Genomic DNA, 23,861 nt, shown 5'->3' with positions numbered 1-23,861 from the left:
AGCCCCCTTTGCGTCGAGTGAACGACCTTTCACGAGGCCTGTTCCGCCTGGTCTCCCCGTCAGGCCTGCCAGTGACCCCTGTCGCGTGCCGCCGGACCTAGCGCCCGAACAGCTTGTCGAGCTCGCCCGTCACCAGCGGATGGTAGAGCGGACGGGCGCGGGGATAGAGGCGCCGGGCGATTGGGCGGCCCCAGCTTTCGTCCTTTTCGAGGGCGAGGAACAGGGGACGGACGAACTTGCGGCGACCCTGGGCCAGGACGAAGCGCTCCAGTGCCGGAACCGCCGGATCGTAGCGGTTGGCGACGGCGAGGCTCAGCCAGGCGAACAGCACCTCGTTGTTGCCGATCCTGTCGAGGCCGAAGGCGCGGTCGAGCGCGTCCAGCCTTGCCCGGCCCTGCTCGCGCGGGAGGCGGTTGAGGAAGCGGAGGCGCTCGTCGGTCGTCCAGCGCGGCCAGGCGGCGGTAGGCAGCGTGCCCGAGGCGTAGGCCGCGACGGCGGCGTCCACTTCGGCGAAGGCCTGGGGATCGGCGGCAACGGCATTGGCCGGGATTCCGGGCTCATAGACCCAGCGTTCGAGCTGCATGCGCTGCTCGAGCGCCGCATCGCCGCGGATCAGGTCGCGCCGGACGGCGGCGAGGAACATGGCGCTGGTCACCGGGCGGAAGGCATTGTCGTCGAACCACTTGCGCAGGAACGGGTCGAACCGCTCGCGGCCGACATTGGATTCGATCATGCGCAGGAAGGCCGCGCCTTTCTCATAGGCGATCTCGGTCAGGCCATCGTCGGGGCTGCGGCCCTTGAGGTCGATGGCGAGACGGGTGTCGGCGGCGGGAAGCGCCTTCAGCTCCCCGTTCAGGCTGTCGATGCCGAGCGCGATCTGCTGGGCGGCGACCTTCCTGCCGTACACTTCCTCGACGATGCGGGTGGTGGCGTAGGTGGTCGTGCCCTCGTTGAGCCAGAAGTCGGCCCAGGTCGCGTTGGTCGCGAGATTGCCCGACCAGCTGTGCGCGAGTTCGTGGGCGATCAGGCTGACCAGGCTCTTGTCGCCGGCGATGAAGGTCGGCGTGAGGAAGGTCATCACCGGATTTTCCATGCCCCCGAACGGGAAGGAGGGCGGCAGGACGATCATGTCGTAGCGGCCCCAGCGATAGGGACCGAACAGCCGCTCGGCGGCCGCGACCATCTTCTCCGTGTCCTCGAGCTCCTTCGCCGCCGCGGGAAGGGTGGCGGGTTCGGCCCAGACGCCGGTGCGGGCCCCGAGCGACTGGAAGCGGATGTCACCGATGGCGATGGCGATGAGATAGGGGGCGACCGCCTTGTCCATTCGGAAGCCGACGGTGCGGGTCGTCGCGGTGCTGCCGAGCTCGCGCCGGTCGGGAGCGCTCATCACCACTTCGAGCGCCTTCGGCACGGTGATGCGCGCTTCCCAGGTCTGGCGGATGCCGGGGCTGTCCTGGGTCGGGATCCAGCTGCGGTTGAGGATGGCCTGGCCCTGGCTGAGGAGGAAGGGCTGGCGCTTGCCGGCGGTCTGCGACGGCTCCAGCCACTGCAGCGCCTCGGCGTCGCGGGCGGTGTAGGCGATGCGGATCTTTCGCGTGGCGGGTGCGAGCTGGATGGTGAGCGGTCGGCCGAGCGCGGGATGGTCGGCGCCATAGGCGAAGGCGAGCGGCGCGCCGGTGGCGGCGTCGGTGACTGCGCTGACCCGGTAGCCGTCGCTGTCGAGGACGATCTCGCGCGCATTGGCCTGGCGGTCGATGTCGAGGGTGGCGGTGCCGCCGACCGACTTGGCGGCGAAGTCGAAGGCGAGGTCGAGCGCGACATGGGTGACGCGAGCCTCGAGCGGGCGGGCGTAGCTGTGCGGGTCGGCCGCGTCGGCGGTGGCGAGGACCGGCGAGACGGCCGGCGCTTCGCTGCCTCCCGGGGCAGCGGTCTGGCAGGCCGAGAGCGTGAGGGCCGAGGCGAGGAGGAAGATGCGTTTCATGTGATATCCCGGGTCAGCTACGAAAAATCGCATATCGTCCACTTCGACCACTTCCGCGCATTTCAATGCGTTAAGTGCCAAGGACGGGATGCGGCACGAAATCCTACTAGGCAAGGCGGCGCTCTAACCGACGCTGAATGGCGGGGGAAGCAGCGTGGTTGCTTCGTCGCCAGGCTCCCCCGCGACGACCAGGGAGCCGGCGCTCCTCGACCGGCACCCCACCGCGCTCGCAATGCTGGGATGGGACGCTTATATGAGGCATCCATGGCAACCGACAGCGCGACCCTGACCGAGCGACCGGTGACGCAGCAGCCGCCCCGGCGGGCGCGGGCCTTGGCACCTCGGAAAGGGCCGATCGCTCGGACGGTCGGGCTCGATGCGCCCTTCTTCGCCGACAAGAATCGCGCCTTCTGGGTGCTGCAGTCGTCCGGCTGGACGGGCTATTTCATCCTGAGGACCCTGTCGGGCGTGGCCAATGCCGTGCCGGCCATGTTCGTCGTCCACACGCTGCTGCTGACCGCGACCGGCTATTCGCTGACGCTGCTGCTGGCGAGCCTCTACCGGCGCCTGATCACCATGCGGGCGCTCTATACGGTCATCCTGAGCCTGGGCGCGGTGATGCTTGCCTCGGCCGCCTTCTCGATCATCGAGACGTGGAGCCATGCCACCTTCGTCAAGCCGGGGGCGAGCCCGGTCGGCGTGCAATGGTTCGGCGCCATCCTGCTCAATTTCGCGCTCCTGGCGGCCTGGTCGGCGCTTTATTACGGGATCAACTATTATCTGCTGCTGGAAGAGGAGATCGACCAGCGCGCGCGGCTGGAGAGCCAGGCGTCGACCGCCCAGCTTGCGATGCTCCGCTACCAGCTCAACCCGCACTTCCTGTTCAATACGTTGAACAGCATTTCGACGCTGGTGCTGCTGAAGCAGACCGAGCGGGCCAATGCGATGCTCGCCCGGTTGAGCAGCTTCCTCCGCTACACGCTGGCGAACGAGCCGACCGCGCAGGTGACGCTGGCGCAGGAGGTGGAGACGCTGAAGCTCTATCTAGAGATCGAGAAGATGCGGTTCGAGGAGCGCCTGAGGCCGCATTTCCGGATCGAGGCGGCGACCATCGGGGTGCGGTTGCCGAGCCTGCTGCTGCAGCCGCTGATCGAGAATGCCATCAAATATGCGGTGACCCCGAGCGAGAATGGGGCCGACATCTGGCTGACCGCGGTGCCGAGCGGCGAATTCGTGCGCATCGAGGTGGCCGACAATGGCAGCGGCGGGCAGGACGCGCTGGTCGCGACCCAGTCGACCGGCGTCGGTCTGGCGAACACACGCGACCGTCTGGCGCAAGCCTATGGCGAGCGGCACCGCTTCACGACAGGCAAGAACGAACATGGGGGGTTCAGCGTTATCGTCGAAATACCGCTCGACGCCCGTCACCTGACGGGCTGACGGCAGGCGAAAGAATAGAAAAGGACCTTCATGCCGATCCGAACCATCCTGGTCGACGACGAGCCCCTGGCGACACAGGGGCTGATGCTCCGTCTCCAGGCGCACGACGATGTCGAGATCATCGCCACCGCCTCCAACGGCCGTGAAGCGATCCGCTCCATCAAGACCCACAAGCCCGACCTCGTCTTTCTCGACATCCAGATGCCCGGGTTCGATGGTTTCTCGGTGATCCAGGGGCTGATGGACGTCGACCCGCCCTTGTTCGTGTTCGTCACGGCCTACAGCGAGCATGCGCTTCGCGCCTTCGAGGTGCAGGCGGTCGACTATCTCGAGAAGCCGGTGCTCGAGGACCGGCTGGCGACGACCATGGAGCGGGTCCGCCAGCGCCTGTCGGAACGCCATGCGGCAAGCCATGCCGAGCGGCTGAAGGAAGCGCTCGCCGAGCATGCGCCCGAAGCGGCCGAGGAACTGGACGAGGGCAATGCCGCCGATCCTGCGCCGGGCCGGTTCGAGAAGATGATCAACATCAAGGACCAGGGGCAGATCTTCCGGGTCGACGTCGACACGATCGAGCGGATCGACGCGGCCGGCGACTACATGTGCATCCAGACGGGCGACAACACGCTCATTCTGCGCGAGACGATGAAGGACCTCGAGAAGCGCCTCGATCCGCGCCGCTTCCAGCGGGTGCACCGGTCGACCATCGTCAATCTCGACCTCGTCCGGCAGGTCAAGCCGCACACCAACGGCGAATGCTTCCTGGTGCTGAACTCGGGCGCGCAGGTGAAGGTCAGCCGTTCCTACCGCGACGTGGTGGCGCGGTTCGTCCACTGATCAAGTGGCGATTGCCGCCGCCCTCCACGCAGGTCTAGACTGATCGCATGGGCGAAGGTGGCAGGGACGGCCCCGCGGGGGCGATGGGCGACTTCGACTTCGCACGCGTGCTCGGCATCGCCGACGCCCTGCCAATGCCGATTGCCTTGCTCGATAGGCAAGAACGCTACCTCTTCTGCAACAAGGCGGTCGCCGAGTTCTTCGAGCGATCGCGCGGCGAGATCCTCGGCCGCACGTTGCGCGAGATGCTGGGCGAGGCGGCCTATGCGACGCGAGGGCCGATGGTGGCCGGCGCCCTGGCCGGGGAGCCGCAGTGGTTCGCGGCCGAATATCAGCATCCGAGTCGGGGCACGGTCGCGCTCCAGACGGAATATCTGCCGCAGCGGGACGCGGACGGCAATGTCACCAGCTTTGTCGCGCTGATCACCGACGTGACCGAGCAGAGGGTGGCGGAGCGGGCGCTGCGCGAGTCGGAAGCGCGCTTCCGGCGGATCGCCAATTCGGCGCCGGTCATCATGTGGGTGACGCGGATGGATCGCCGCCGCGAGTTCGTCAACGACGCCTATCTCGCGTTTGCCGGGATCGCGCCCGAGGAGGCCAGCACCCACGACTGGAAGAATTTCATCCATCCCGACGACTGGGACCGGGTGGCGGCGGACAGCGTGGCGGGCGAGGCGAGCTTGCAGCCGTTCAGTATCGAAGGGCGGTTCAAGCGGGCGGACGGCGAGTGGCGCTGGCTGCGCTCCGTCTCCAGCCCGCGCTTCGGGCCGGACGGGGAGCTGATCGGCTTCATCGGCGGCGCGGTCGACATCACCGTCGCCAAGGAGGGCGAACTGAACCTCCGCCAGCTGGTCGAGGAGCGCACCGCCGAACTGTCGGCGAGCGAGGCGCGGTTCAGGGCAGTGTTCGACACGGCGATGGAAATGATCGCCCTGCTCACGCCCGAAGGCGACTATCTGGAAGTCAACCGCACCGCCATCGAGGCGATCAATTGCGATGCCGACCTGCTTTACCTGCGCAAGGCATGGGAGCTGCCCCCGGTCGCGGGCGACCCGAGGGCCGAGGAGCAGATGCGCGAGCTGGTTCGGCGCGGCGCACTCGGCGAGACGGTGACCACCGAGCTCAACGTGACCATCGACGGCCGGCGGCAAACGCATCTGGCTTCGATCAAGCCGGTGATGGGGCCGGACGGCAAGCCCATCTACCTGGTTGGCGAGGCGCGCGACGTGACCGAGCTTCGCGGCGCGCAGGAGCAGCTCCGGCAAAGCCAGAAAATGGAGGCGCTGGGGCAGCTGACGGGCGGCATCGCCCACGACTTCAACAATCTGCTGACCGTGGTGGTCGGCGGGCTGGACATGATCGTTCGACAGGCGCGCGAGCCCAAGCTGGAACGCTATGCGAGGAATGCGCTTGAGGCGGCGGAGCGGGGTGCCCGGCTGACGGCGCAGCTGCTGGCCTTCAGCCGGGTGCAGCGGCTGGAGGTGAGGCCGACCCTGGTGGCGCCGCTGGTCGACAACATGCGGCCGCTGCTGCGCAACGTCCTCGGGCCTAGGATCGAGAAGAGGTTCGCGCTCGACAAGGAGAACCTGCCGGTTCTGGCCGATCCCACGCAGCTCGAGTTGGCGGTGCTCAACCTCGCCATCAACGCGCGCGACGCCATGCCCGACGGCGGCCTGCTGACGATCGCCACCGTCCGGCGCCAGGTCGACGAGGATCCCGAGCTCGAACCGGGAGACTATATCGAGCTCTGCATCTCCGACACCGGCTGCGGCATGAGCGAAGAGGTTGTGAGCCGCGCCTTCGACCCCTTCTTCACCACCAAGGAGGTCGGCCGCGGAACGGGCCTCGGCCTGTCCATGGTCTATGGCGTGGCGCGCCAGTCGGGCGGCACGGCACGGATCGAGAGCCGGCCGGGCGAGGGAACGGTGGTGCGCCTTTCTTTCCGGTGCGCCGGGCCCGAGGCCGTTCCCGCTCCGACAGAAGGCGCATCGCCCATAGAAGCGAGCGCCCCCGAGCGGGCGGCGCGGGTGCTGGTGGTCGATGACGATCCGGACGTGCGCGGCTTCATCGTCGCCAGCCTCGACGACCTCGGCTACGAGGTGGCGCAAGCGGCAGAGGGCGAAGCGGCACTCAGTGAATTCCGGCGTGTGCCGCCGGACCTGGTGGTGCTCGACTTTCTCATGCCCGGCATGTCGGGGGCTGACGTGGCGAAGGTGATGCGGGCCGAGCGGCCGGTCCAGCCAATCCTGTTCGTCTCCGGCTACAGCGAGACCGACGCAATCCGCGCCGCGGCGCCAGGCGCGACGCTCCTGTCCAAGCCGTTCCGCGCCGATGCGCTCGGCGTTGCGGTCAGAAAGGCACTGGCTGACGCCTGATTGCCGACCGGCACATCCGCGCTTGTGTTCGGGACATCCTCCTTTCACAAATCCTGTTCTGCGGCAGGGGGCAATCAGTTGCGTATCGGTATCGATCTTGGCACGACCAACAGTCTGGTCGCGGCGTTCAAGGATGGCGCGCCGGTCCTCATTCCCAACGCACTTGGCGAGGTCCTGACCCCTTCCGCGGTATCGCTGGGAGAGGACGGGACCCTGTTCGTCGGCCGGGCGGCGCTAGACCGGCAGCTGACCCATCCGCAGGCAACCGCGACCACGTTCAAGCGCCACATGGGGACGGCCCATCGCCGCAAGCTCGGCAAGCGGGAATTCGCGCCGGAAGAGCTGTCGGCCCTGGTCCTGCAGTCGCTGAAGCGCGACGCGGAGGCCTTCCTCGGCACCGAAGTGACTGGCGCCGTCGTCACGGTGCCCGCTTACTTCAACGACCGCCAGCGCAAGGCGACCAGGCGGGCGGGCGAGCTTGCCGGGCTGCCTATTGATCGATTGATCAACGAGCCCACGGCGGCCGCGCTCGCCTTCGGAATCAGCGACCGCGACGATCATGAGCCCTTTCTCGTGTTCGACCTCGGCGGCGGCACCTTCGACGTGTCGATCGTCGAGATCTTCGATGGCATCATCGAGGTGCGGGCGTCGGCGGGCGACAACCGGCTGGGCGGCGAGGACTTCAACGAGGCGCTGATCGGGTTGGCCGAACCGCGGCTGGGCATCGAGCGGCAGCGGCATGACGCCGAGCTGCTGCGGACCCGACTGCTGGCCGCCGCCGAAACCTGCCGCCGCCAGCTGACCGACGCCGACAGCGGCGAGTTCGCGCTGACCATTGGCGAGGAGCGATTGGCCACCACCGTCGCGACCGACGAGTTCGAAGCGCAGGTAGCGGGCCTCGTGGCGCGGCTGCGCGAGCCGGTGCTGCGGGCGCTGCGCGACAGCCGGATCAGGGCTGACGAGCTGTCGGACGTGGTGCTGGTCGGCGGCGCGACGCGCATGCCGGTGGTGCGCAAGGCGATCACCCGATTGTTCGGCCGCTTCCCCAATCATCGCGTCCATCCGGACGAGGCGGTCGCGCTGGGCGCGGCGGTACAGGTCGGCCTCATGGACCGCGACATCCACCTCGACGAGGTTCGGATGACCGACATCTGCCCCTTCACCCTCGGGGTGGAGGCGGGGAGTTACGACCCGCGCGGAGTCTTCATCACCGGCCAGTTCTCGCCGATCATCGAACGCAACACGCCGATTCCCGCCAGCCGCGAGCAGACCTATCTGACGGTGCAGGACAAGCAGCGCGAGATCGCGATCGAGGTCTATCAGGGCGAAAGCCGGCTGGTGTCCGACAACGTCAAGCTCGGCTGCCTCACGCTCAAGGTCCCGCCGCGACCGGCCGGCGAGGTCGTGGTCAACGTGCGCTTCAGCTACGACCTGTCGGGGCTGCTCGAAGTGGACACCTTCATCCCGGCGACCGGCGAGCGGGCCAATCTCACCATCGCCGACGACGAGGGCGGGATGCCGCAGGCCGAGCTTGAGAAGAGGAAGGCGGCACTGGCCGCGCTCAAGATCCACCCGCGCGAGGATGCGATGAACGTCGCCCTGCTGGCCCGGGCGGAGCGCGCCTATGAGGACCATCTCGGCCCACAGCGCGAGCATCTCTCCGGCATGATCAACCACTTCCGGGCAGTGATCGAGAGCCAGGACCCGCGCGCCATCGACGAGGCGCGCAAGCAATTCTCCGCAGCGCTCGATCAGCTCGAAGCCGAGCGCTTCCTGTGAGGGTCGCGAGCTGCTTTCGCACGCTCGGGATCGAACCGACCGACGATCGCAAGGCCATTCGCCGAGCCTATGCGGCCAAGCTCAAGGCGATGGACATCGAGGCCGACCCGCAGGGCTATGAGGGGCTGCGCGAGGCGCGCGATGTCGCCCTCCGCCATGCCGACGGCTTTGGCGAGCCCTCGGACGAAGTATATGTCGGATCGCTCGAAGCGGCGGAGGCGCAACCCAGCGTCGCGGCTGACGCGGACACGATGGTGATGGAGCCTGCCGCCGAGGAGGCGTCCGCCGACGCTGCGCTGTTCGAGGATCTGCGCCTGGCGCTGTCGCAGGACACCAGCGCCATTGCTGCTCTGCTGGCTGAAGCGCGGGAACAGCAGCGCCCGCTGGCCGAGGAAGAGCAACAGGCGATCGCGGATCACTGGAACCGGCTGGTCGACAATCCCCTGCTCGGACACGTCGGCATGCTGGCGCAGGGCTCGGAGATTTTTGCCGAGGTGATCGCCGAAAGCATGCCGCAATCGGACATGCTGATCGAGCCGGCGGCGACCTTCTTCGGCTGGAGCGGCGAGGACGAGCTGACGGCCGAGCCGGCGCTCGCGGCGGTGCTGGAGCGGCGGCGCGATCTCGCCATGGCGCGTGCGCTGGATGAACCGTCACACCGGTTGCACAAGGCGTGGAACGAGCTTCGCGAGCCTGCCAGCGAGCATAGCCGGAAAGGCTGGTTCGTTGGCCAGGACAAGGTCGACGAGCTGCTCACCCTCGTGCGGACGCGGCACCCGACGCTCGAACATCATTTCGATTCCTGGCGGGTCAGCCTGTGGGAAGTGCGCGATACCGGGGCCAAGCGCACCGGCTTCTTTGCCGTCTGGATGGTGCTGATCGCCCTCAACGTCTGGCACCGGTCTTGCGAGACCGAGCCGAGCCGGTCATCGAGCGCTCCTCCCGCCGTGGTCTACAGCTCGCTCGGGACCCTCGAGCAGGAGTGGCGCGCGCTGCTTTCCAACTGGGGTGACGACACGTTCGTCTCGCTGGCGCGGTCCCGCAACGACCGGCTGTTCGACTATGTCGCCGCCGAGCATGCGCGGGCGAAGACGAACGGCGAGACCTCGGCCGACTTCCAGGCCCGGATGCGCGAACGATTGTCGCGGCAAGTCGACGCCGACTGGACGACGGCCCCGCTCCCGCTGCTGAGGGATCGGGTTGAACTGCAGCAGGAGACCCTGGCCGAGCTGAAGGCCCGTCCGGCCGAGTGCGAGGCTTTCCTTCAGGGCCGCTCCTTCATCGGCCAACGCACCTATGCCGAGCGGTTGCGTGTCGTTGAATCCGAACTGATCTTCGCACTCGACCCGAAGCGGGAGCTTGCGCTTCGGGAGGAGGGCACGCGGCGCTTCTCCATTCCCGGTCAATTGGTGGAGGATGCGCGCAAGCGGGCGGATCTCAGCCTTAGCCAGATGGAGAATGCCCTGAAGCTGACGGGGCCGGCCGACACCATGTGCGCTGGCCGCGAGGCATTCCTGTCGGTCCTGCTCGAAGCCGTTCCGGCCGTCGCCAATCCCGTGCTTCGGGACATGGCGAAGAACTAGCTGGCGATCTTCCGGGCGCCGAGGCCCATGACCAGCTGATTGGCGCGGTCGTAGGAGAGGGGCTTGCCGAAGAGGTAGCCCTGGATGGTGTCGCAGCCGAGTTCGCGCATGCGCTCGAAATCCTCGGCGGTCTCGACGCCCTCGGCCGTGACCGACATGCGGAAGTCCTTGGCGAGGCTGACGATCGACTTGATGATCGCGACATTGCCGGGGCGGGTGCCGGCGTCGCGAACGAAGCTGCCGTCGATCTTCAATTTGTGGAAGACGGCCTTGTTCAGATAGCCGATCGACGAGTAGCCGGTGCCGAAGTCGTCGAGCGCGATGCCGACGCCGAGCGCGCGCAGGCGGCCGAGCACGTCGAGGCTGCGGCTGGAGCTGTCGAGGAACACCCCTTCGGTCACTTCCAGCTCGAGCCGGTTGCCGGGCAGCTTGTGACGGGCGAGCGCCTGGCTGACAACGTTGGGCAGGTTCGGCAGGATGATCTGCTTGGGGCTGACGTTCAAGGCGACGGTGATCGGCTCGGGCCAGCTGGCGGCGGCGCGGCAGGCTTCCTCGATGATGAATTCGCCGAGCGGGCCCATCAGGCCGCATTCCTCGGCGACCGGGATGAAGACGTTCGGGGGCACGAAGCCGCGACGCGGGTGGTTCCAGCGGACCAGTGCCTCGAAGCCGACCAGCTTCTGGTTCTTGGCGCTGACCAGGGGCTGGAAGGCGAGGTAGAATTGCCGGCTTTCGAGGGCGGCGCGGATGTCGGCTTCGAGCCGCACCCGGTCCTCCTGCTCGCTCTGCAATTCGGAGCTGAAGTAGCGAACGACGCCGCGGCCGGCGTCCTTCGCCTGGTAGAGCGCGAGGTCGGCCTTGAGGATGAGGTCGTCGACGGTGGCGCCGTCGATCGGGCCGAAGGCGCAGCCGACCGACACGCCGATGCGGATTTCGGTGCCGTCGATGAGGAAGGGCTCGGCGATGGCGACGATGATCCGGTCGGCCATCTGCTCGATCTTGCGGCGGCTCTGGGCGTCGGGGACGACGATGGCGAACTCGTCGCCGCCGAGGCGGCCGACATGGCCGTCGGCACCGACTTCGTCGCACAGGCGCTTGGCCACGGCCTGCAGCACCGCGTCGCCCTTGGGATGGCCGAAGGTGTCGTTGACCGGCTTGAAGCCGTCGAGGTCGAGGAACATGATCGCGCAGGGCACATTGCCGGCGGTCGCCGCGCGCAGCGCCTCGCCGAGCAGCTGGCGGACGCGGCCGCGGTTGGGCAGGCCCGACAGCACGTCGACATTGGCGAGGTGAGTCAGCCGCTCCTGCGTGTGGCGGACGTCGGTGATGTCGAGCCCGACGCCGCGGAAACCCTCGAAGCGACCGGCGGTGTCGATGATCGGGTCGCCCGACAGAGAGATCCAGCGATTGCCGCGTGCGGTCTTCAGCTCCATCTCGAGGTTGGTGAAGGCCTGCTTGTCGAGCAAGACGCGGCCGAGGTCGGAATGGCCGCCGAGCAGGGCCGGCAGCGAATAGCCGAGGATCTGGCTGGACGGACGGCCGATCAAGGCGCCCATTCGGCTGGAGATGTAGGCGACGCGATTTTCCGCATCGACCTGCCACAGCCAACCCACGCCGCGCTGCTCATATTCCTGGAGGAGCAGCGACGCGCTCTCCGACTGGGAGCCCATGTCGGCATTGGTCTTGAGCTGTCCGGCGGCCCAGCGGGCGACGGTGAGGATACCGACGATCGACACGCCGAGCACCAGCAGCATGGCCAGCATCTGCTGAAAGCCAACGGTCGACTGCATCAGCAGAAGCGCGCCCGACAGGCCCGCGGTGAAGGCGCTCATCCAGGCCACGGCGCAGGCGAACACGACCACCAAGCCGAGGCCAGCGATGCCTACTCCGGCGATGAGGGTGCCGACGATGATCTGGTCGCCGGTCCCGAGGCCGGAAAAAAGGTAGAGCGGGAGGGTCAGCCAGACGACGGCGCGAATCACCACGTCGCCGATCATCAGCGATGTCGGAACGCTGTGCCCGGCACGGCCGACACAGGTCACCGCCTGGCTCTGGCTCCAGCGCATGGCGGCATAGTTGAGCATGGCCAGGACGCCTGCCCAACCCAGTAGCCAGCTTGCCTCGACCGACCCCCACAAGGCGACGGTGAACAGCAGGGCGGCGACGATGTTGGTGAGTGCGAAGAAGGGGGCAAGCTGCCCGCGGGCGATCAGCTGCGCGTCCTTCAGCGGCGAAGCATTGCCGCCGCTCTCGCGAGCAAAGCCCGCCGACTCGCCGCCGGGTAGACGGGCAGCGATCATGCGTTTGTAGCGGTCGGGGGCTTCGTACATGGGTTTAATCGTGCTCCTGGACCTGCAGGAACTAGACCCAAGAGGGTTGAAACAGGGTTAAGAGACGGCCGCGAGCAGGGCGGTGGGCTCAAGCCGGGGGCTGCCCTTGCCGGCCGCTTCCGCTGACTTCACCGCAACGGCGATGGCCCGGTTGACGGGTGCGCCGAGGCCAAGCCGCTCGGCCCTGGCGATGACCGCGCCCTGGAGCTCTTCGATTTCGGTCCGGCGGCCACGTTCGAGATCCTCCCACATGGAGGAGCGGGCGGTGGCATCGATCTTCACCCCGCGCCGGCTGACGAGTCGGAACAACCAGTCGGGCAGGAGAAGGATACGGGGAAAGCGCTGGACCGGGACCTTGCCGAGGCTCCACGGCACGATGCCCTCCGCGGCGAAGACGGCAAGCGCTTCCTCCTGCGCGGCGGCGAGGATGCGGCGCCAGCGGCGGTCGCCAAGCTGCTCGCGCAGGGTCAAGCCCGAAAGGGCGTTCAGCGCATTGTTGAGGTTGTAGACGAGCTTGCCGGCCAGAACGGCGGTCATGTCCTCATGCTGGACGATCTCCAGGTGCGGCACGGCGAGCGGCGGCGCGCCGGCTTCGATGACCAGGGGACCCGAGGTGCCGCGATGAAAGCGGCCACTGCCCTGATGGACGATGTTGAAGCTGACCATGCCGGCAAAGACAGGGTGGACTGGAAGGGCGGAGCGGAGCGTGCCGGCATTGCCAAGGCCGTTTTGCAGGATGACGATCGCGGCACCAGCGGGGGCGTGAGCGGCAATGAGGGCGGCCATTTCGGCGGTGGCGCCGCTTTTCACCGTTACGAGGATGAGGGCAGCGTCGGCGAGCGCAGCGGCGGGGTCTGTCTCAACGTCGAGCGTGTCTGGCGGGATTCTCTCCGACCAGCCCTCGAGGCTGGTGAGGGTCAGGCCGTGAGCGGCGATCTCCTCGGCGATAGCCGGCCGTGCAAGCAAGGTCACGTTCCGTCCGCCGAACGTCAGCAGGCCACCGACGAAGCAACCGATGCTGCCGGCTCCCGCAATGACGATCTTCTGGTCCATTCCCAAGTCGTGACCGCCGCGCCCGCGGTTGACAAGTTGGGTTGCAGCCGGGAAGAAGGCGCCGTGATGAAGAGCTGGCACCCCTGGCGGACCAACATGGCGGCGGCGCGATGGCGCTGGCGGTGAGCTGACTCGTCACTTCTCCACCAGTTTTCAACGTCCAGCGACCCGCCTCCCACCAGGCGGGTTTTTTGTTGCCCCGAAGGTGCTCATGACCCCTACTGCCCAGTTCACCGCGGCCATTCCATCGATGCCCCCCATCGACCTGGGGCCGGTACCCAATCCACTGCCGCGCCTGCTCGCCGCCGAGGACCTGACCGCCGAGCAGAGCCAGCATCTGTTCGAGCGTTTGGTGCTGGGCAAGCTGGAGCCGGGGGAGATCGGCGGCATGCTGATCGCGCTCCGCATGAAGGGCGAGACCCCGGAGGAAATGATCGGCGCGGCGCAGGCGCTGCTGGCCGCCGCGACGCCCTTCGCCCGCCCCGACGAGCTGTTCGCCGACTGCTGTGGGACGGGCGGCGACGGGGCGGGGACGATCAACGTCTCGACCGCGGCCGGCCTGGTCGCCGCCGCGGCGGGGCTGAAGGTCGTCAAGCATGGCAATCGCTCGGTTTCGAGCCGCTGCGGGTCGGCCGATGTGCTGGAGGCGCTCGGCGCGAAGCTGGAGCTGTCCCCGGAGCGGGCACGGGCGGTGCTCGATGAGGCCGCTTTCACCTTCCTCTTCGCACCGGCCTACCATCCGGGGATGAAGCATGCCGCGATCGTTCGGCGGCAGCTCAGCGTGCCGACCGTGATGAACCTGCTCGGGCCGTGCGTGAACCCTGCCCGGCCGCCGGTGCAGCTGCTCGGAGTCGCCGACCCGCGCATGCTGCGGCGGATCGCGCAGGTGCTGCAGGCCCTCGGCGTCACCCATGCGCTGGTCGTCCATGGCGGCGGGCTCGACGAGGTAGCGCTCCATGCCGAGACGCGGGCGGTGCGGCTCAGCGGCGGCGAGATCGAGGAATTGGTGCTGACGCCCGAGGACGCGGGGCTGGAGCGGGTCGCGCTGAAGGCGCTCGAGGGCGGCGGGCCGGACGTCAATGCGGAGCGGCTGCGGACCCTGCTCGAGGGACGCGGCAGCGAGGCCGAGGAGCAGGCGGTAGCGCTGAACGCCGGAGCTCTGCTGTGGACGGCGGGGCTCGCGAACGGACTGGCGGAGGGCACGGCTCGGGCGCTCGACCTCATCCGCTCGGGCGCACCGGCGCGGACCCTTGCCGCTTATGTGGAGGCGAGCCGTGGCTGACGTGCTGGCGGAGATCGTCGCCAACAAGAGGCGCGAGGTGGCCGAGCGGCTGCGCGGCTTCGACGCGAGCGGCATCACGCCGACGCGGCGGAGCCTACGCGCGGCGCTGGCGAGGCCGGGTGCGCGGTTCATCATGGAGGTGAAGCGCGCGTCGCCGTCGGGTCACCGGTCGAGCCACTCGGTCGAGCAGGCGATCGCCAGCTATGCCGGGGTGGCCGATGGGGTCAGCGTGCTGACCGACGAGCGTTATTTTGCCGGTTCCTTCGCGGCGCTGGAAACCGTTCGCGCACGCTTCCACGGGCCGGTCCTCGCCAAGGACTTCGTGGTGGTGCCGGCGCAGGTCGCCGAGGCGCGGCGGCACGGAGCGGATGCGGTGCTGTGCATGCTCTCGGTGCTCGACGACGAGGAAGCGCGCGGTGTGATGGCCGAAGCCGGGCGGCTCGGCATGGACGTGCTGGTCGAGGTGCATGACGAGGCAGAGCTGGAACGGGCGCTGGCGCTCGGCGCGACGCTGGTCGGCATCAACAACCGCGACCTCAAGACGCTGAAGACCGACCTTGCGGTGACTGAGCGGCTAGCATCGCGACTGCCGGAGGGTGTCACCCTGGTCAGCGAGTCCGGCGTCTCGAGCCGGGCCGATGTCGAGCGGCTTGGGGCCCATGCCGATGCCTTTCTGGTCGGCTCGTCGCTGATGGCCTCTGACGATGTCTACGAGGCCGCGCGGGCGATGGTGTTCGGGCGGGTGAAGGTCTGCGGGGTGACCCGCGCCGAGGACGTGGCGGCGGTCGCGGAGGCCGGAGCGACCCATGCGGGGCTGATCATGGTGCCGGGCACCCCGCGGGCGCTTCCGGTGGAGCGGGCCAAAGGACTGGCGGAGGTCGCAAGAGAGGCCGGGCTGAAGCCGGTCGGGGTGTTTCGTGGCGAGGCGCCGTCCAGTGTTGCCAGTGCCGCGGCCAACATCGGTCTGCATGCCGTGCAGCTGCATGGCACCGAGACGGCAGGGCAGGTCGCCGAGCTGCGCAATGGCTTCGCGGGCGAGGTCTGGACCGCCGGCTTCGAGGAGCGCGGCGGCGATCGGCTGCTGTTCGACTCGCCCGGAGGCGGCACCGGGGCGACCTGCGACTGGAACTTCGTCGCTTCGCACCCGGCGAGGGCGAGCGCCTTCCTTGCCGGGGGTATCGGCCCCGACAATGCCCGCGCGGCGCAGCGGACCGGCGTTCATGGCCTCGATGCCAGCTCGCGGCTCGAAGCGGTGCCGGGCATCAAGGATCGAGGCAAGATCAACGCGCTGTTCGATGCGCTTCGCCTTCCCGACCGGAGACAGACCAATGAAGCATGATGGACGATTCGGCCGGTTCGGGGGCTGTTTCGTCCCCGAAATACTGGTGCCCGCGCTCGAGCAGCTGGAAGCGGCCTTCCTTGAGGCCGAGGAGGATCCAGCTTTTCGGGCCGAACTGGAAGAGCTGCTCACCACCTATGCCGGCCGGCCGACGCCGCTGACCCGCTGCCGCAATCTGGGCGCGGGAACGGCGGGGCGCATCTACCTGAAGCGCGAGGACCTGCTCCACGGTGGCGCGCACAAGACCAACCAGGTGCTCGGCCAGGCACTGCTGGCGAAGCGCATGGGGAAGCGCCGGCTGATCGCCGAGACGGGGGCCGGCCAGCATGGCGTGGCGACAGCGCTGGCGGGCGCCCTGTTCGGGCTCGAGACTGAAATCTACATGGGCGCGGACGATGTCGCCCGGCAGCAGCTGAACGTCTTCCGCATGGAGCTGATGGGCGCGAAGGTCATCCCCGTCAGCGCCGGTGGCCGGACGCTCAAGGATGCGGTCAACGAGGCGCTGCGCGACTGGACGGCGACCTTCCCCCACACCCATTATCTGCTCGGCACGGCAGCCGGGCCGCATCCCTTCCCGACCATGGTCCGCCAGTTCCAGCGGGTGATCGGCAAGGAAGCGAGGGCTCAGCTGCTGGAGGTGGAAGGCCGGCTGCCGGACGTGGTCACCGCCTGCGTCGGTGGCGGATCGAACGCGATTGGCATGTTCGCCGACTTTACCGGCGACGAGGACGTTCGGCTGGTCGGCTGCGAAGCGGCCGGCAAGGGACTTCACGGCCACGAGCATGGCGCGACCATCCTTCGCGGTACGCCGGGCATCCTGCATGGGACCGAGACCCTGCTGCTTCAGGACGGTGACGGGCAGGTGGCGGACACCTGGTCGATGTCGGCGGGGCTCGACTATCCCGGAGTCGGGCCGGAGCATGCCTGGCTCAAGGAGAGCGGGCGGGCGGACTATGTCGGCGTCACCGACGTCGAGGCCCTGGAGGCGTTCCAGGCGCTGGCCCGGTCGGAAGGGATCATCCCGGCGTTCGAGAGCGCCCACGCCATCGCCTTTGCGATCAGGGCCGCGCAGGAGGCGGAGAAGGAAACGATCATCCTCGTGAACCTCAGCGGGCGCGGCGACAAGGACATGGCAAGCGCAGTCAAGCTGCTGAAGGAGGACGCTGCGTGAGCCGCTATGACGAGATGTTCGCGCGGCTCAAGCAGAGGAACGAAGGCGCGTTCGGCGGCTTCCTGATGCTCGGCGATCCCGACAAGGAGACCAGCGCGATGCTGCTCGACACCCTGGTCGAAGCGGGCGCGGACATGGTCGAGGTGGGCATCCCGTTCAGCGATCCGGTCGCGGACGGGCCGGTCATCCAGGCGGCGGCGGACCGGGCGCTCCGGGCGGGGGCGCGGGTGGACGACAGCTTCGACCTCATCCGTAGCTTGCGGGACAGGCACCCGGCGGTGCCGATCGGCATCCTCACCTATGCCAACATTCTTCACGCCCGCGGGCGTGAGCGGTTCATGGCCGATGCGGCGGCGGCGGGGGCGGACTCGATCCTCGTTGCCGATGTTCCGAGCCTCGAGGCAGCGCCCTACAGCGCGGCGGCGAAGGCGGCCGGGCTCGAGCTGGTGATGATTGCCGCGCCCAATACGCCCCCTGAGGCGCTGGAACGGATCGCCGCGCTGTCGGGCGGCTACACCTATTGCGTCGCTCGGGCAGGCGTGACCGGCACCAGCGAGAAGCTGGCGCTTGATCACGAAGCGCTGTTCGCGGGGCTGGCCGAAGCTGGCGCCCCGCCACCGGTGCTCGGATTTGGGATCTCGACGCCGGAGCAGGTGAGCGAGGCGCTGGCGAGCGGCGCGGCGGGGGTCATCGCCGGCTCGGCACTCGTGAAGTGCGGCGCGGACAAGGTGGCGCTCGGCAATCTTGCCAGCGCCCTCAAGCGCGCTACTGGCCTCTCACCGAACCAGAGGGAAAGTCATGGCCGTATCGCTTGAGGATCGCACCGCCATCGTCACCGGGGCCGGCGGAGGGCTGGGGCGCACCCACGCCTTGCTGCTGGCCCGTGCCGGAGCGAAGGTCGTCGTCAACGACATTCCGCAGAGCATCGCCAATGCCGAGGCCGTGGTCGAGGAGATACGCTCGGCCGGTGGGCAGGCCGAGGCGTTCGGCGCCAGCGTGACCGACGAAGCGGGCGTCGCTGAGATGGTCGGCAAGACGGGCACGGTCGACATCCTCGTCAACAATGCCGGCATCCTGCGCGACAAGAGCTTCGCCAAGATGAGCCTGGACGAGTTCCGGCTGGTGATGGACGTCCACCTGATGGGCTCGGTGATCTGCACCAAGGCGGTGTGGGACAGCATGCGCGAGCGCAATTATGGCCGAATCGTCATGACCACCAGTTCGAGCGGGCTGTACGGCAATTTCGGGCAGAGCAACTATGGCGCCGCCAAGATGGCGCTGGTCGGCCTCATGCAGACGCTGTCGATCGAGGGCGCCAAGAACAACATCAAGGTCAATTGCCTTGCTCCGACCGCGCGGACTGCGATGACCGAGAATTTGCTTCCGCCCCAGGCGCTGGAGCTGCTCGGCCCGGAATATGTGAGCCCGGCGCTGCTTGCGCTGGTGGCGGAGAATGCGCCCACGCGGACCATCCTTGCCGCTGGCGCGCAGGGTATCGAGCAGGCGCATGTGACGCTGACCAGAGGCATTTCGATCAAGGGCATGGACGATCTCGAAGCCGCGTCGGTCATCCTCGACCGGCTGGCCGAGATCGGCGACCCGGCGACCGCGACCATTCCCGCGAGCGGGCTTGAGCAGGGTCAGGTCGAACTCGGCAAGGCGCTGGGCGCCTAACCGATGACGAGCGGCTGGCATCCGGCGACCTGGCGCTCCGCCCCCGCGGCGCAGCAGCCGGTCTATGCCGATGCCGCCCTGCTCGAGCGGGTCGAGGCGGATCTGGCTGGCGCGGCGCCGCTGGTCACGCTGGCGCAAGTGGACGCGCTCAGGGCGCGGCTGGCCGAGGCAGCGGCGGGGAGGGCCTTGCTCCTGCAGGGCGGGGATTGCGCGGAAACCTTCGCCGAGCCGGATGTCGCCGGATTGGGCGCGCTGTTCGAGGGGCTTGCGTCGCTGTTGCCGCTGCCAGTGGTCTCGGTAGCGCGCATCGCGGGCCAGTTTGCCAAGCCGCGCACCATCGAGGGCAAGGTCTGGCGGGGCGAGATCGTCAACGGCCGCGATGCGCTGGAGCCGGATCCTAAGCGGATGCTGCGCGCCTACGGCCATGCGGCGGCGACGATGCAGCGGCTGCCGGCAGGACTCCATGCCAGCCACGAGGCCCTGCTTCTGCCCTATGAGCAGGCGCTGGTGCGCCGCGCGGACGACGGCCGGTGGTGGAGTGGGTCCGGGCACATGCTCTGGATCGGCGATCGAACCCGGCAGCTTGGCGGCGCCCATGTCGCCTTCGCGGCCGGGCTCGCCAATCCGGTCGGCGTGAAGCTGGGCGAGATCGGCGCGGACGAGCTCAGGCGGCTTGCCGACGCGATCGACCCGGCACGCGAGCCCGGCCGGCTCACGTTGATCGTGCGCATGGGCGCCGCCATCGACGCGCGGTTGCCGGTGCTGATGCGGGCGCTCCGGCAGGAAGGGCGGCAGCCCTTGTGGGTCAGCGACCCGCTCCACGGCAACACGCAGCGCGGCGGTGCGCGCAAGGTGCGGCTGCTTTCTGCCGTCGCCCGCGAAGCCGAGGCGTTCGTCGCCATCGCCCGCAGCGAGGGCGTGCATGCCGGTGGGCTGCACCTCGAACTGACGCCGGAGGACGTCGCCGAAGTGACTGGCGGGCTGGAAGGCGAGGGCTGGACCAGCGCCTGCGACCCGCGGCTCAATCCGCGCCAGGCGGAAGCGGTGGTGCGCGCCTTCGCCGCCGCCGCCCAAGAGCGGGACGCCGCCTGAAACTGCGCGCAACCTCGTCGGGGCCGCTGGCCGGCGCCTTTCCCGTTCCGGGCGACAAGAGCCTGTCGCACCGGGCGTTGATCTTCGGGGCGGTGGCGGAGGGCGAGACGGTCATCGCCGGGCTGCTCGAAAGCGAGGACGTGCTGGCGACGGCCGGGGCGCTGCGGGCCTTCGGCACAAGGGTGGAGCGGTTCGGGCCGGGCCGGTGGCGGGTGATCGGGGGCGCGTGGCGCTCGCCCGAGCAGCCGATCGACTGCGGCAATAGCGGGACCTCCGTGCGGCTGCTGATGGGCGCGGCGGCGGGGCAGGGCGTCACGGCGACCTTTACCGGCGACGCAAGCCTCACCAGACGGCCGATGCGGCGGGTGAAGGCACCGCTCGAAGCTATGGGCGCGCGCTTCGACGGCGGCGACACGCTGCCGCTGACGGTAGCCGGGCCGGTCAGCCGCGGCATCGCGCACGTCAACGTGCCGGCGAGCGCGCAGGTGAAGTCGGCGGTGCTGTTGGCGGGGCTCGGGACGAACCAGCCGGTCGAAGTGGCCGAGCCGGTGCCAAGCCGCGACCACACCGAGATCATGCTGGCGGAATTCGGAGCCGAGGTGGAGCGCCAGGGCACTGTCGTGCGGCTGGGCGCGAGGCGGCGCCTGTCCGGGCGGCTGATCACGGTCGCCGGCGATCCCTCGTCCGCCGCCTTCGCCCTCGGTGCGGCCGCGATCGTGCCTGAGTCGGAAGTGACGGTCAGGGACGTGCTCCTCAACCCGCATCGGTCGGGCTTCATCATGGCGCTGCAGCGGATGGGCGCCGACCTCGCCATGTCGAACATCCGCGGACAGGGCGGCGAGACGATCGGCGATGTGCGCGTTCGCTTCGGTCCCTTGTTCGGCGCGGAGTTCACCGCCGAGGAGATTCCTTCGATGGTCGACGAGATCCCGATCCTCGCGGTGGTCGCGGCGGGGGCGCGCGGCGAGACAAGGATCGAGGGACTGGACGAACTTCGCCACAAGGAGAGCGACCGGCTGGCGCTGATGGCCGAGGGGCTGACCGCCTGCGGCGTGCAGGCGCGGGCCGAAGGGGATGCGCTGGTGGTGACCGGCGGGCCGGTCCGGGGCGGCGCGACCGTTCGGACCGACGGCGATCACCGCATCGCCATGAGCCATCTGGTGCTGGGCCTCGCGGCGGAACAGCCGGTGACGGTCGAGGATGCCGAGATGATCGCGACCAGCTTCCCCACCTTCCGCGAGGCGATGCGGGAAATCCGGGGCAGGATCGAGGAGGTGGCGGCATGAGCTGGAACAGCTTCGGGCGGCTCTTCCGCTTCACGTCCTGGGGCGAGAGCCATGGGCCGGCGATCGGCGTGGTGGTCGACGGCTGTCCGCCGGGTCTGGCGCTCGACGAGGAGCACGTGCAGCGCTTCCTCGACGCGCGGCGGCCGGGAACGGGGAAGAATGTCTCGCCGCGGCAGGAGCCCGACCGGGTGCGCATCCTGTCTGGGATATACGAGGGGCGCACGACCGGAACGCCGATCGCGATGATGATCGACAATGTCGACGCGCGGTCGAAGGATTATGCAAACCTGCCGCCCCGGCCCGGTCACGCCGACGCCGCCTACGACGCCAAATATGGCTTCCGCGATCCGCGCGGGGGCGGGCGGGCGAGTGCGCGCGAAACGGCGATGCGGGTGGCGGCGGGCGCGGTGGCGCGGCTTGTCATTCCCGAGGTGACCGTCACCGCGCGCGTGGCCGAGATCGGCGGCGAGGCGGACGCGTCGAGGTGGGAAGCCCTGCTCGACGAGGCGCGCGGCAACCAGGACAGCCTCGGCGCGGTGATCGAATGCCTGGCCGAAGGGGCATCCGCCGGCTGGGGCGCGCCCGTCTATGCCAAGCTCGACGCCGATCTTGCGGCGGCGGTCATGGGCATCAATGCGGTGAAGGGCATCGAGATCGGTGAAGGCTTCGCGGCCGGTCGCGCGCATGGCCGCGGGAGCCTTGAGGCGATGACCGCCAGCGGAATCGACGGTGGCATCTCGACGGGCAAGCCGATCCGGGTGCGCGCCGCGTTCAAGCCGACCAGCAGCATCGGCATCGGCGGACGGCACGATCCCTGCGTCGGAATCAGGGGCGCGCCGGTGGTCGAGGCGATGGTCGCGATCGTGCTCGCCGACCACAAATTGCTGCACCGGGGCCAGTGCGGCTGACGATCAGTGGCATTTGAAGCGGTCGAACGGCTCCAGGCAGTCGCGGCAGCGCCACTGGCTCTTGCACGGGGTCGAGCCGAAGCGGCTGACTTCCTCCACGTCTGACGATCCGCATTGCGGGCAGGCGGTCTCGCCCGAGGGAAGCGGCGGCGCGATGCCGTAGCGGCGCAGCTTCTCGCGCCCTTCGGACGTGATCCATTCGGTGGTCCAGGGCGGCGACAGGACGGTGTCGATCCGAACCTGCCGGTAACCGGCGGCGTCGAGCGCCGCGCGGATGCTCTGCTCGATCGCAAGGGTCGCGGGGCAGCCGCTGTAGGTGGGGGTGATGGTGACGCGCTCGGGCGAAACGTCCCGCACGATGCCGAGATCGACGACCGACACGGCCGGTATCTCCGGGTCGGGCACATCGGCCAGCACCGCCCAGAGCGCCTGCATCAAACCCGCTCGATCACCAGAGCGATGCCCTGGCCGACGCCGATGCACATGGTCGCGAGGGCGTAGCGGCCGCCGGTGTTCGCCAGTTCGAGGGCCGCGGTGCCGGCGAGCCGGGCGCCCGACATGCCGAGCGGATGGCCGAGCGCGATGGCGCCGCCATTGGGGTTCACGCGGGAGTCGTCGTCGGGAAGACCCAACTGGCGCAGGACGGCGAGGCCCTGGGCGGCGAAAGCCTCGTTCAGTTCGATGACGTCCATCTGGTCGAGGGTAAGGCCGAGCCGCCTTAGCAGCTTTTCCGAGGCGGGCGCCGGGCCGATGCCCATGATGCGCGGGGGGACGCCGGCGACCGCCCCGCCGAGGATCCGCGCCCTGGGTGTCAGGCCGAAGCGCTTGGCGGTCTCTTCCGAGGCGATCAGCAGCGCGGCCGCCCCGTCGTTGACGCCCGAGGCATTGCCGGCCGTGACCGTGCCGTCCTTGCGGACGATCGGCTTCAGCGCGGCCAGCTTGTCGAGGCCGGTGAGGCGCGGATGTTCGTCCCGGTCCACGACCGTGACCTCGCCCTTGCGGCCGGCGATCTCGACCCCGACGATCTCGGCGGCGAGGCGGCCGCTGGCCTGCGCAGCGGCGGCCTTCTCCTGGCTGCGCTGGGCAAAGGAGTCCTGGTCTTCGCGGCTGATCGAGAACTCGTCGGCGACATTCTCGGCCGTGCTCGGCATGGTGTCGTCGCCATAGGCGTCGCGCATCTTCGGATTGACGAAGCGCCAGCCGATGGTGGTGTCGTAGATTTCGGCATTGCGGTCGAAGGCGCTGGTCGCCTTGGGCATGACGAAGGGCGCACGGCTCATGCTTTCGCTGCCGCCGGCGATGATCAGGTCCGCTTCGCCCGAGCGGATGGTGCGGGTGGCCATGGCAACCGCGTCGAGGCCCGAGCCGCACAGGCGGTTGAGGGTCACGCCGCCGCTGTCGTGCGGCAATCCGGCGAGAAGGCCGGCCATGCGCGCGAGGTTGCGATTGTCCTCGCCCGCCTGGTTGGCGCAGCCGAGGATGATGTCGTCGAGCACCTGCCAGTCGACGCTGCCGTTGCGATCCTTGAGGGCGCGGACGGGAATGGCGGCGAGGTCGTCGGCGCGGATGGAGGAGAGGGCTCCGCCATAGCGGCCGATCGGGGTGCGGACGTAGTCGCAGATGAAGGCGTCGGTCATTCAGGCACGCTCGGCTCTAGAGTGGTGGTCGTCACCCCGGACTTGATCCGGGGTCCCGCTCTCAGAAGCAAGAAGCGGGATCCCGGGTCGAGCCCGG

Annotated in this window: 18 protein-coding genes; 13 read left to right on the top strand and 5 right to left on the bottom strand. The window is 68.8% G+C overall.

What is annotated here, in order from left to right; all coding sequences use genetic code 11:
• Window positions 1-97: 97 nt before the first annotated feature.
• Window positions 98-1,981, bottom strand: coding sequence for a M1 family metallopeptidase (locus tag JOY29_RS08410; RefSeq protein WP_300973078.1), 1,884 nt, complete (start codon window positions 1,979-1,981; stop codon window positions 98-100).
• A 264-nt stretch (window positions 1,982-2,245) separates the two neighbouring features.
• Between JOY29_RS08410 and JOY29_RS08405 the strand changes: the two genes are divergently transcribed.
• The 5 genes from JOY29_RS08405 to JOY29_RS08385 all read left to right on the top strand — a co-directional run bounded on the left by JOY29_RS08405 (window position 2,246) and on the right by JOY29_RS08385 (window position 9,992).
• Window positions 2,246-3,421 (top strand): sensor histidine kinase, encoded by a 1,176-nt coding sequence (locus JOY29_RS08405; RefSeq protein WP_300973077.1) that lies wholly within the window; start codon window positions 2,246-2,248, stop codon window positions 3,419-3,421.
• A 30-nt stretch (window positions 3,422-3,451) separates the two neighbouring features.
• Window positions 3,452-4,255: a LytTR family DNA-binding domain-containing protein gene (locus tag JOY29_RS08400; RefSeq protein WP_300973076.1), complete on the top strand. Its 804-nt coding sequence runs from the start codon at window positions 3,452-3,454 to the stop codon at window positions 4,253-4,255.
• Window positions 4,256-4,302: 47 nt separating this feature from the next.
• Window positions 4,303-6,630 carry a PAS domain-containing protein gene (locus JOY29_RS08395; RefSeq protein ID WP_300973075.1) on the top strand — a complete coding sequence of 776 codons (2,328 nt, stop codon included), beginning with the start codon at window positions 4,303-4,305 and terminating at the stop codon, window positions 6,628-6,630.
• A 78-nt stretch (window positions 6,631-6,708) separates the two neighbouring features.
• Entirely contained in the window at window positions 6,709-8,409 is a 1,701-nt protein-coding gene (locus JOY29_RS08390; protein WP_300973074.1) for an Hsp70 family protein, read from the top strand.
• The gene (locus JOY29_RS08385; protein ID WP_300973073.1) at window positions 8,406-9,992 is read left to right on the top strand and encodes a hypothetical protein; all 1,587 of its coding nucleotides are present in this window, start codon (window positions 8,406-8,408) and stop codon (window positions 9,990-9,992) included. Before JOY29_RS08390 ends, JOY29_RS08385 begins: the two co-directional genes overlap by 4 nt.
• Here JOY29_RS08385 and JOY29_RS08380 read toward each other — a convergent pair.
• Both JOY29_RS08380 and JOY29_RS08375 read right to left on the bottom strand, forming a co-directional pair.
• Entirely contained in the window at window positions 9,989-12,322 is a 2,334-nt protein-coding gene (locus JOY29_RS08380; RefSeq protein ID WP_300973072.1) for a bifunctional diguanylate cyclase/phosphodiesterase, read from the bottom strand. The two genes, JOY29_RS08385 and JOY29_RS08380, sit on opposite strands and share 4 nt — an antisense overlap.
• A gap of 57 nt (window positions 12,323-12,379) precedes the next feature.
• Window positions 12,380-13,375, bottom strand: coding sequence for a 2-dehydropantoate 2-reductase (locus tag JOY29_RS08375; RefSeq protein WP_300973071.1), 996 nt, complete (start codon window positions 13,373-13,375; stop codon window positions 12,380-12,382).
• 211 nt (window positions 13,376-13,586) lie between these two features.
• Between JOY29_RS08375 and trpD the strand changes: the two genes are divergently transcribed.
• From trpD to JOY29_RS08335, 8 genes are read left to right on the top strand one after another with little or no spacing between them, the layout of a single operon-like run.
• The gene (gene trpD, locus JOY29_RS08370) at window positions 13,587-14,657 is read left to right on the top strand and encodes an anthranilate phosphoribosyltransferase (protein ID WP_300973070.1); all 1,071 of its coding nucleotides are present in this window, start codon (window positions 13,587-13,589) and stop codon (window positions 14,655-14,657) included.
• Window positions 14,650-15,996: a bifunctional indole-3-glycerol-phosphate synthase TrpC/phosphoribosylanthranilate isomerase TrpF gene (gene trpCF, locus JOY29_RS08365; protein ID WP_300973069.1), complete on the top strand. Its 1,347-nt coding sequence runs from the start codon at window positions 14,650-14,652 to the stop codon at window positions 15,994-15,996. Before trpD ends, trpCF begins: the two co-directional genes overlap by 8 nt.
• The gene (trpB, locus tag JOY29_RS08360; RefSeq protein WP_300973068.1) at window positions 15,986-17,167 is read left to right on the top strand and encodes a tryptophan synthase subunit beta; all 1,182 of its coding nucleotides are present in this window, start codon (window positions 15,986-15,988) and stop codon (window positions 17,165-17,167) included. Before trpCF ends, trpB begins: the two co-directional genes overlap by 11 nt.
• The gene (gene trpA / locus JOY29_RS08355; protein WP_300973067.1) at window positions 17,164-17,982 is read left to right on the top strand and encodes a tryptophan synthase subunit alpha; all 819 of its coding nucleotides are present in this window, start codon (window positions 17,164-17,166) and stop codon (window positions 17,980-17,982) included. Before trpB ends, trpA begins: the two co-directional genes overlap by 4 nt.
• A complete protein-coding gene (locus JOY29_RS08350; RefSeq protein ID WP_300973066.1) occupies window positions 17,966-18,841 on the top strand; it encodes an SDR family NAD(P)-dependent oxidoreductase in 876 nt (291 codons plus the stop codon). The genes trpA and JOY29_RS08350 overlap by 17 nt, the downstream gene beginning before the upstream one ends.
• Before the next feature lie 3 nt (window positions 18,842-18,844).
• Window positions 18,845-19,933, top strand: a complete 1,089-nt coding sequence (locus JOY29_RS08345; RefSeq protein ID WP_300973065.1) for a 3-deoxy-7-phosphoheptulonate synthase — start codon at window positions 18,845-18,847, stop codon at window positions 19,931-19,933.
• Window positions 19,930-21,219 carry a 3-phosphoshikimate 1-carboxyvinyltransferase gene (aroA, locus tag JOY29_RS08340; RefSeq protein ID WP_300975512.1) on the top strand — a complete coding sequence of 430 codons (1,290 nt, stop codon included), beginning with the start codon at window positions 19,930-19,932 and terminating at the stop codon, window positions 21,217-21,219. The genes JOY29_RS08345 and aroA overlap by 4 nt, the downstream gene beginning before the upstream one ends.
• Window positions 21,216-22,127, top strand: coding sequence for a chorismate synthase (locus tag JOY29_RS08335; protein ID WP_300973064.1), 912 nt, complete (start codon window positions 21,216-21,218; stop codon window positions 22,125-22,127). Before aroA ends, JOY29_RS08335 begins: the two co-directional genes overlap by 4 nt.
• Window positions 22,128-22,130: 3 nt before the next feature.
• On the opposite strand, the gene paaD is transcribed toward JOY29_RS08335, so the two are convergent.
• Entirely contained in the window at window positions 22,131-22,562 is a 432-nt protein-coding gene (gene paaD / locus JOY29_RS08330) for a 1,2-phenylacetyl-CoA epoxidase subunit PaaD (RefSeq protein ID WP_300973063.1), read from the bottom strand.
• Complete coding sequence (gene pcaF, locus JOY29_RS08325) at window positions 22,562-23,764, bottom strand: 3-oxoadipyl-CoA thiolase (protein ID WP_300973062.1); 1,203 nt, start codon at window positions 23,762-23,764, stop codon at window positions 22,562-22,564. The genes paaD and pcaF overlap by 1 nt, the downstream gene beginning before the upstream one ends.
• Window positions 23,765-23,861 lie beyond the last annotated feature (97 nt).

It is taken from the genome of Sphingomonas sp. LHG3406-1, from assembly GCF_029637485.1.
Classification (GTDB): Bacteria; Pseudomonadota; Alphaproteobacteria; order Sphingomonadales; family Sphingomonadaceae; genus Sphingomicrobium.
This window is presented reverse-complemented; position numbering and strand designations above follow the sequence as displayed.

Coding starts and splice junctions, on each gene's coding strand:
- JOY29_RS08380 (WP_300973072.1), bottom strand. CDS start 12,322: ATGTACGAAGCCCCCGACCGCTACAAACGCATGATCGCTGCCCGTCTA.
- JOY29_RS08400 (WP_300973076.1), top strand. CDS start 3,452: ATGCCGATCCGAACCATCCTGGTCGACGACGAGCCCCTGGCGACACAG.
- JOY29_RS08350 (WP_300973066.1), top strand. CDS start 17,966: ATGGCCGTATCGCTTGAGGATCGCACCGCCATCGTCACCGGGGCCGGC.
- JOY29_RS08410 (WP_300973078.1), bottom strand. CDS start 1,981: ATGAAACGCATCTTCCTCCTCGCCTCGGCCCTCACGCTCTCGGCCTGC.
- JOY29_RS08375 (WP_300973071.1), bottom strand. CDS start 13,375: ATGGACCAGAAGATCGTCATTGCGGGAGCCGGCAGCATCGGTTGCTTC.
- paaD (WP_300973063.1), bottom strand. CDS start 22,562: ATGCAGGCGCTCTGGGCGGTGCTGGCCGATGTGCCCGACCCGGAGATA.
- JOY29_RS08335 (WP_300973064.1), top strand. CDS start 21,216: ATGAGCTGGAACAGCTTCGGGCGGCTCTTCCGCTTCACGTCCTGGGGC.
- JOY29_RS08405 (WP_300973077.1), top strand. CDS start 2,246: ATGGCAACCGACAGCGCGACCCTGACCGAGCGACCGGTGACGCAGCAG.
- JOY29_RS08395 (WP_300973075.1), top strand. CDS start 4,303: ATGGGCGAAGGTGGCAGGGACGGCCCCGCGGGGGCGATGGGCGACTTC.
- JOY29_RS08345 (WP_300973065.1), top strand. CDS start 18,845: ATGACGAGCGGCTGGCATCCGGCGACCTGGCGCTCCGCCCCCGCGGCG.
- trpB (WP_300973068.1), top strand. CDS start 15,986: ATGAAGCATGATGGACGATTCGGCCGGTTCGGGGGCTGTTTCGTCCCC.
- pcaF (WP_300973062.1), bottom strand. CDS start 23,764: ATGACCGACGCCTTCATCTGCGACTACGTCCGCACCCCGATCGGCCGC.
- trpD (WP_300973070.1), top strand. CDS start 13,587: ATGACCCCTACTGCCCAGTTCACCGCGGCCATTCCATCGATGCCCCCC.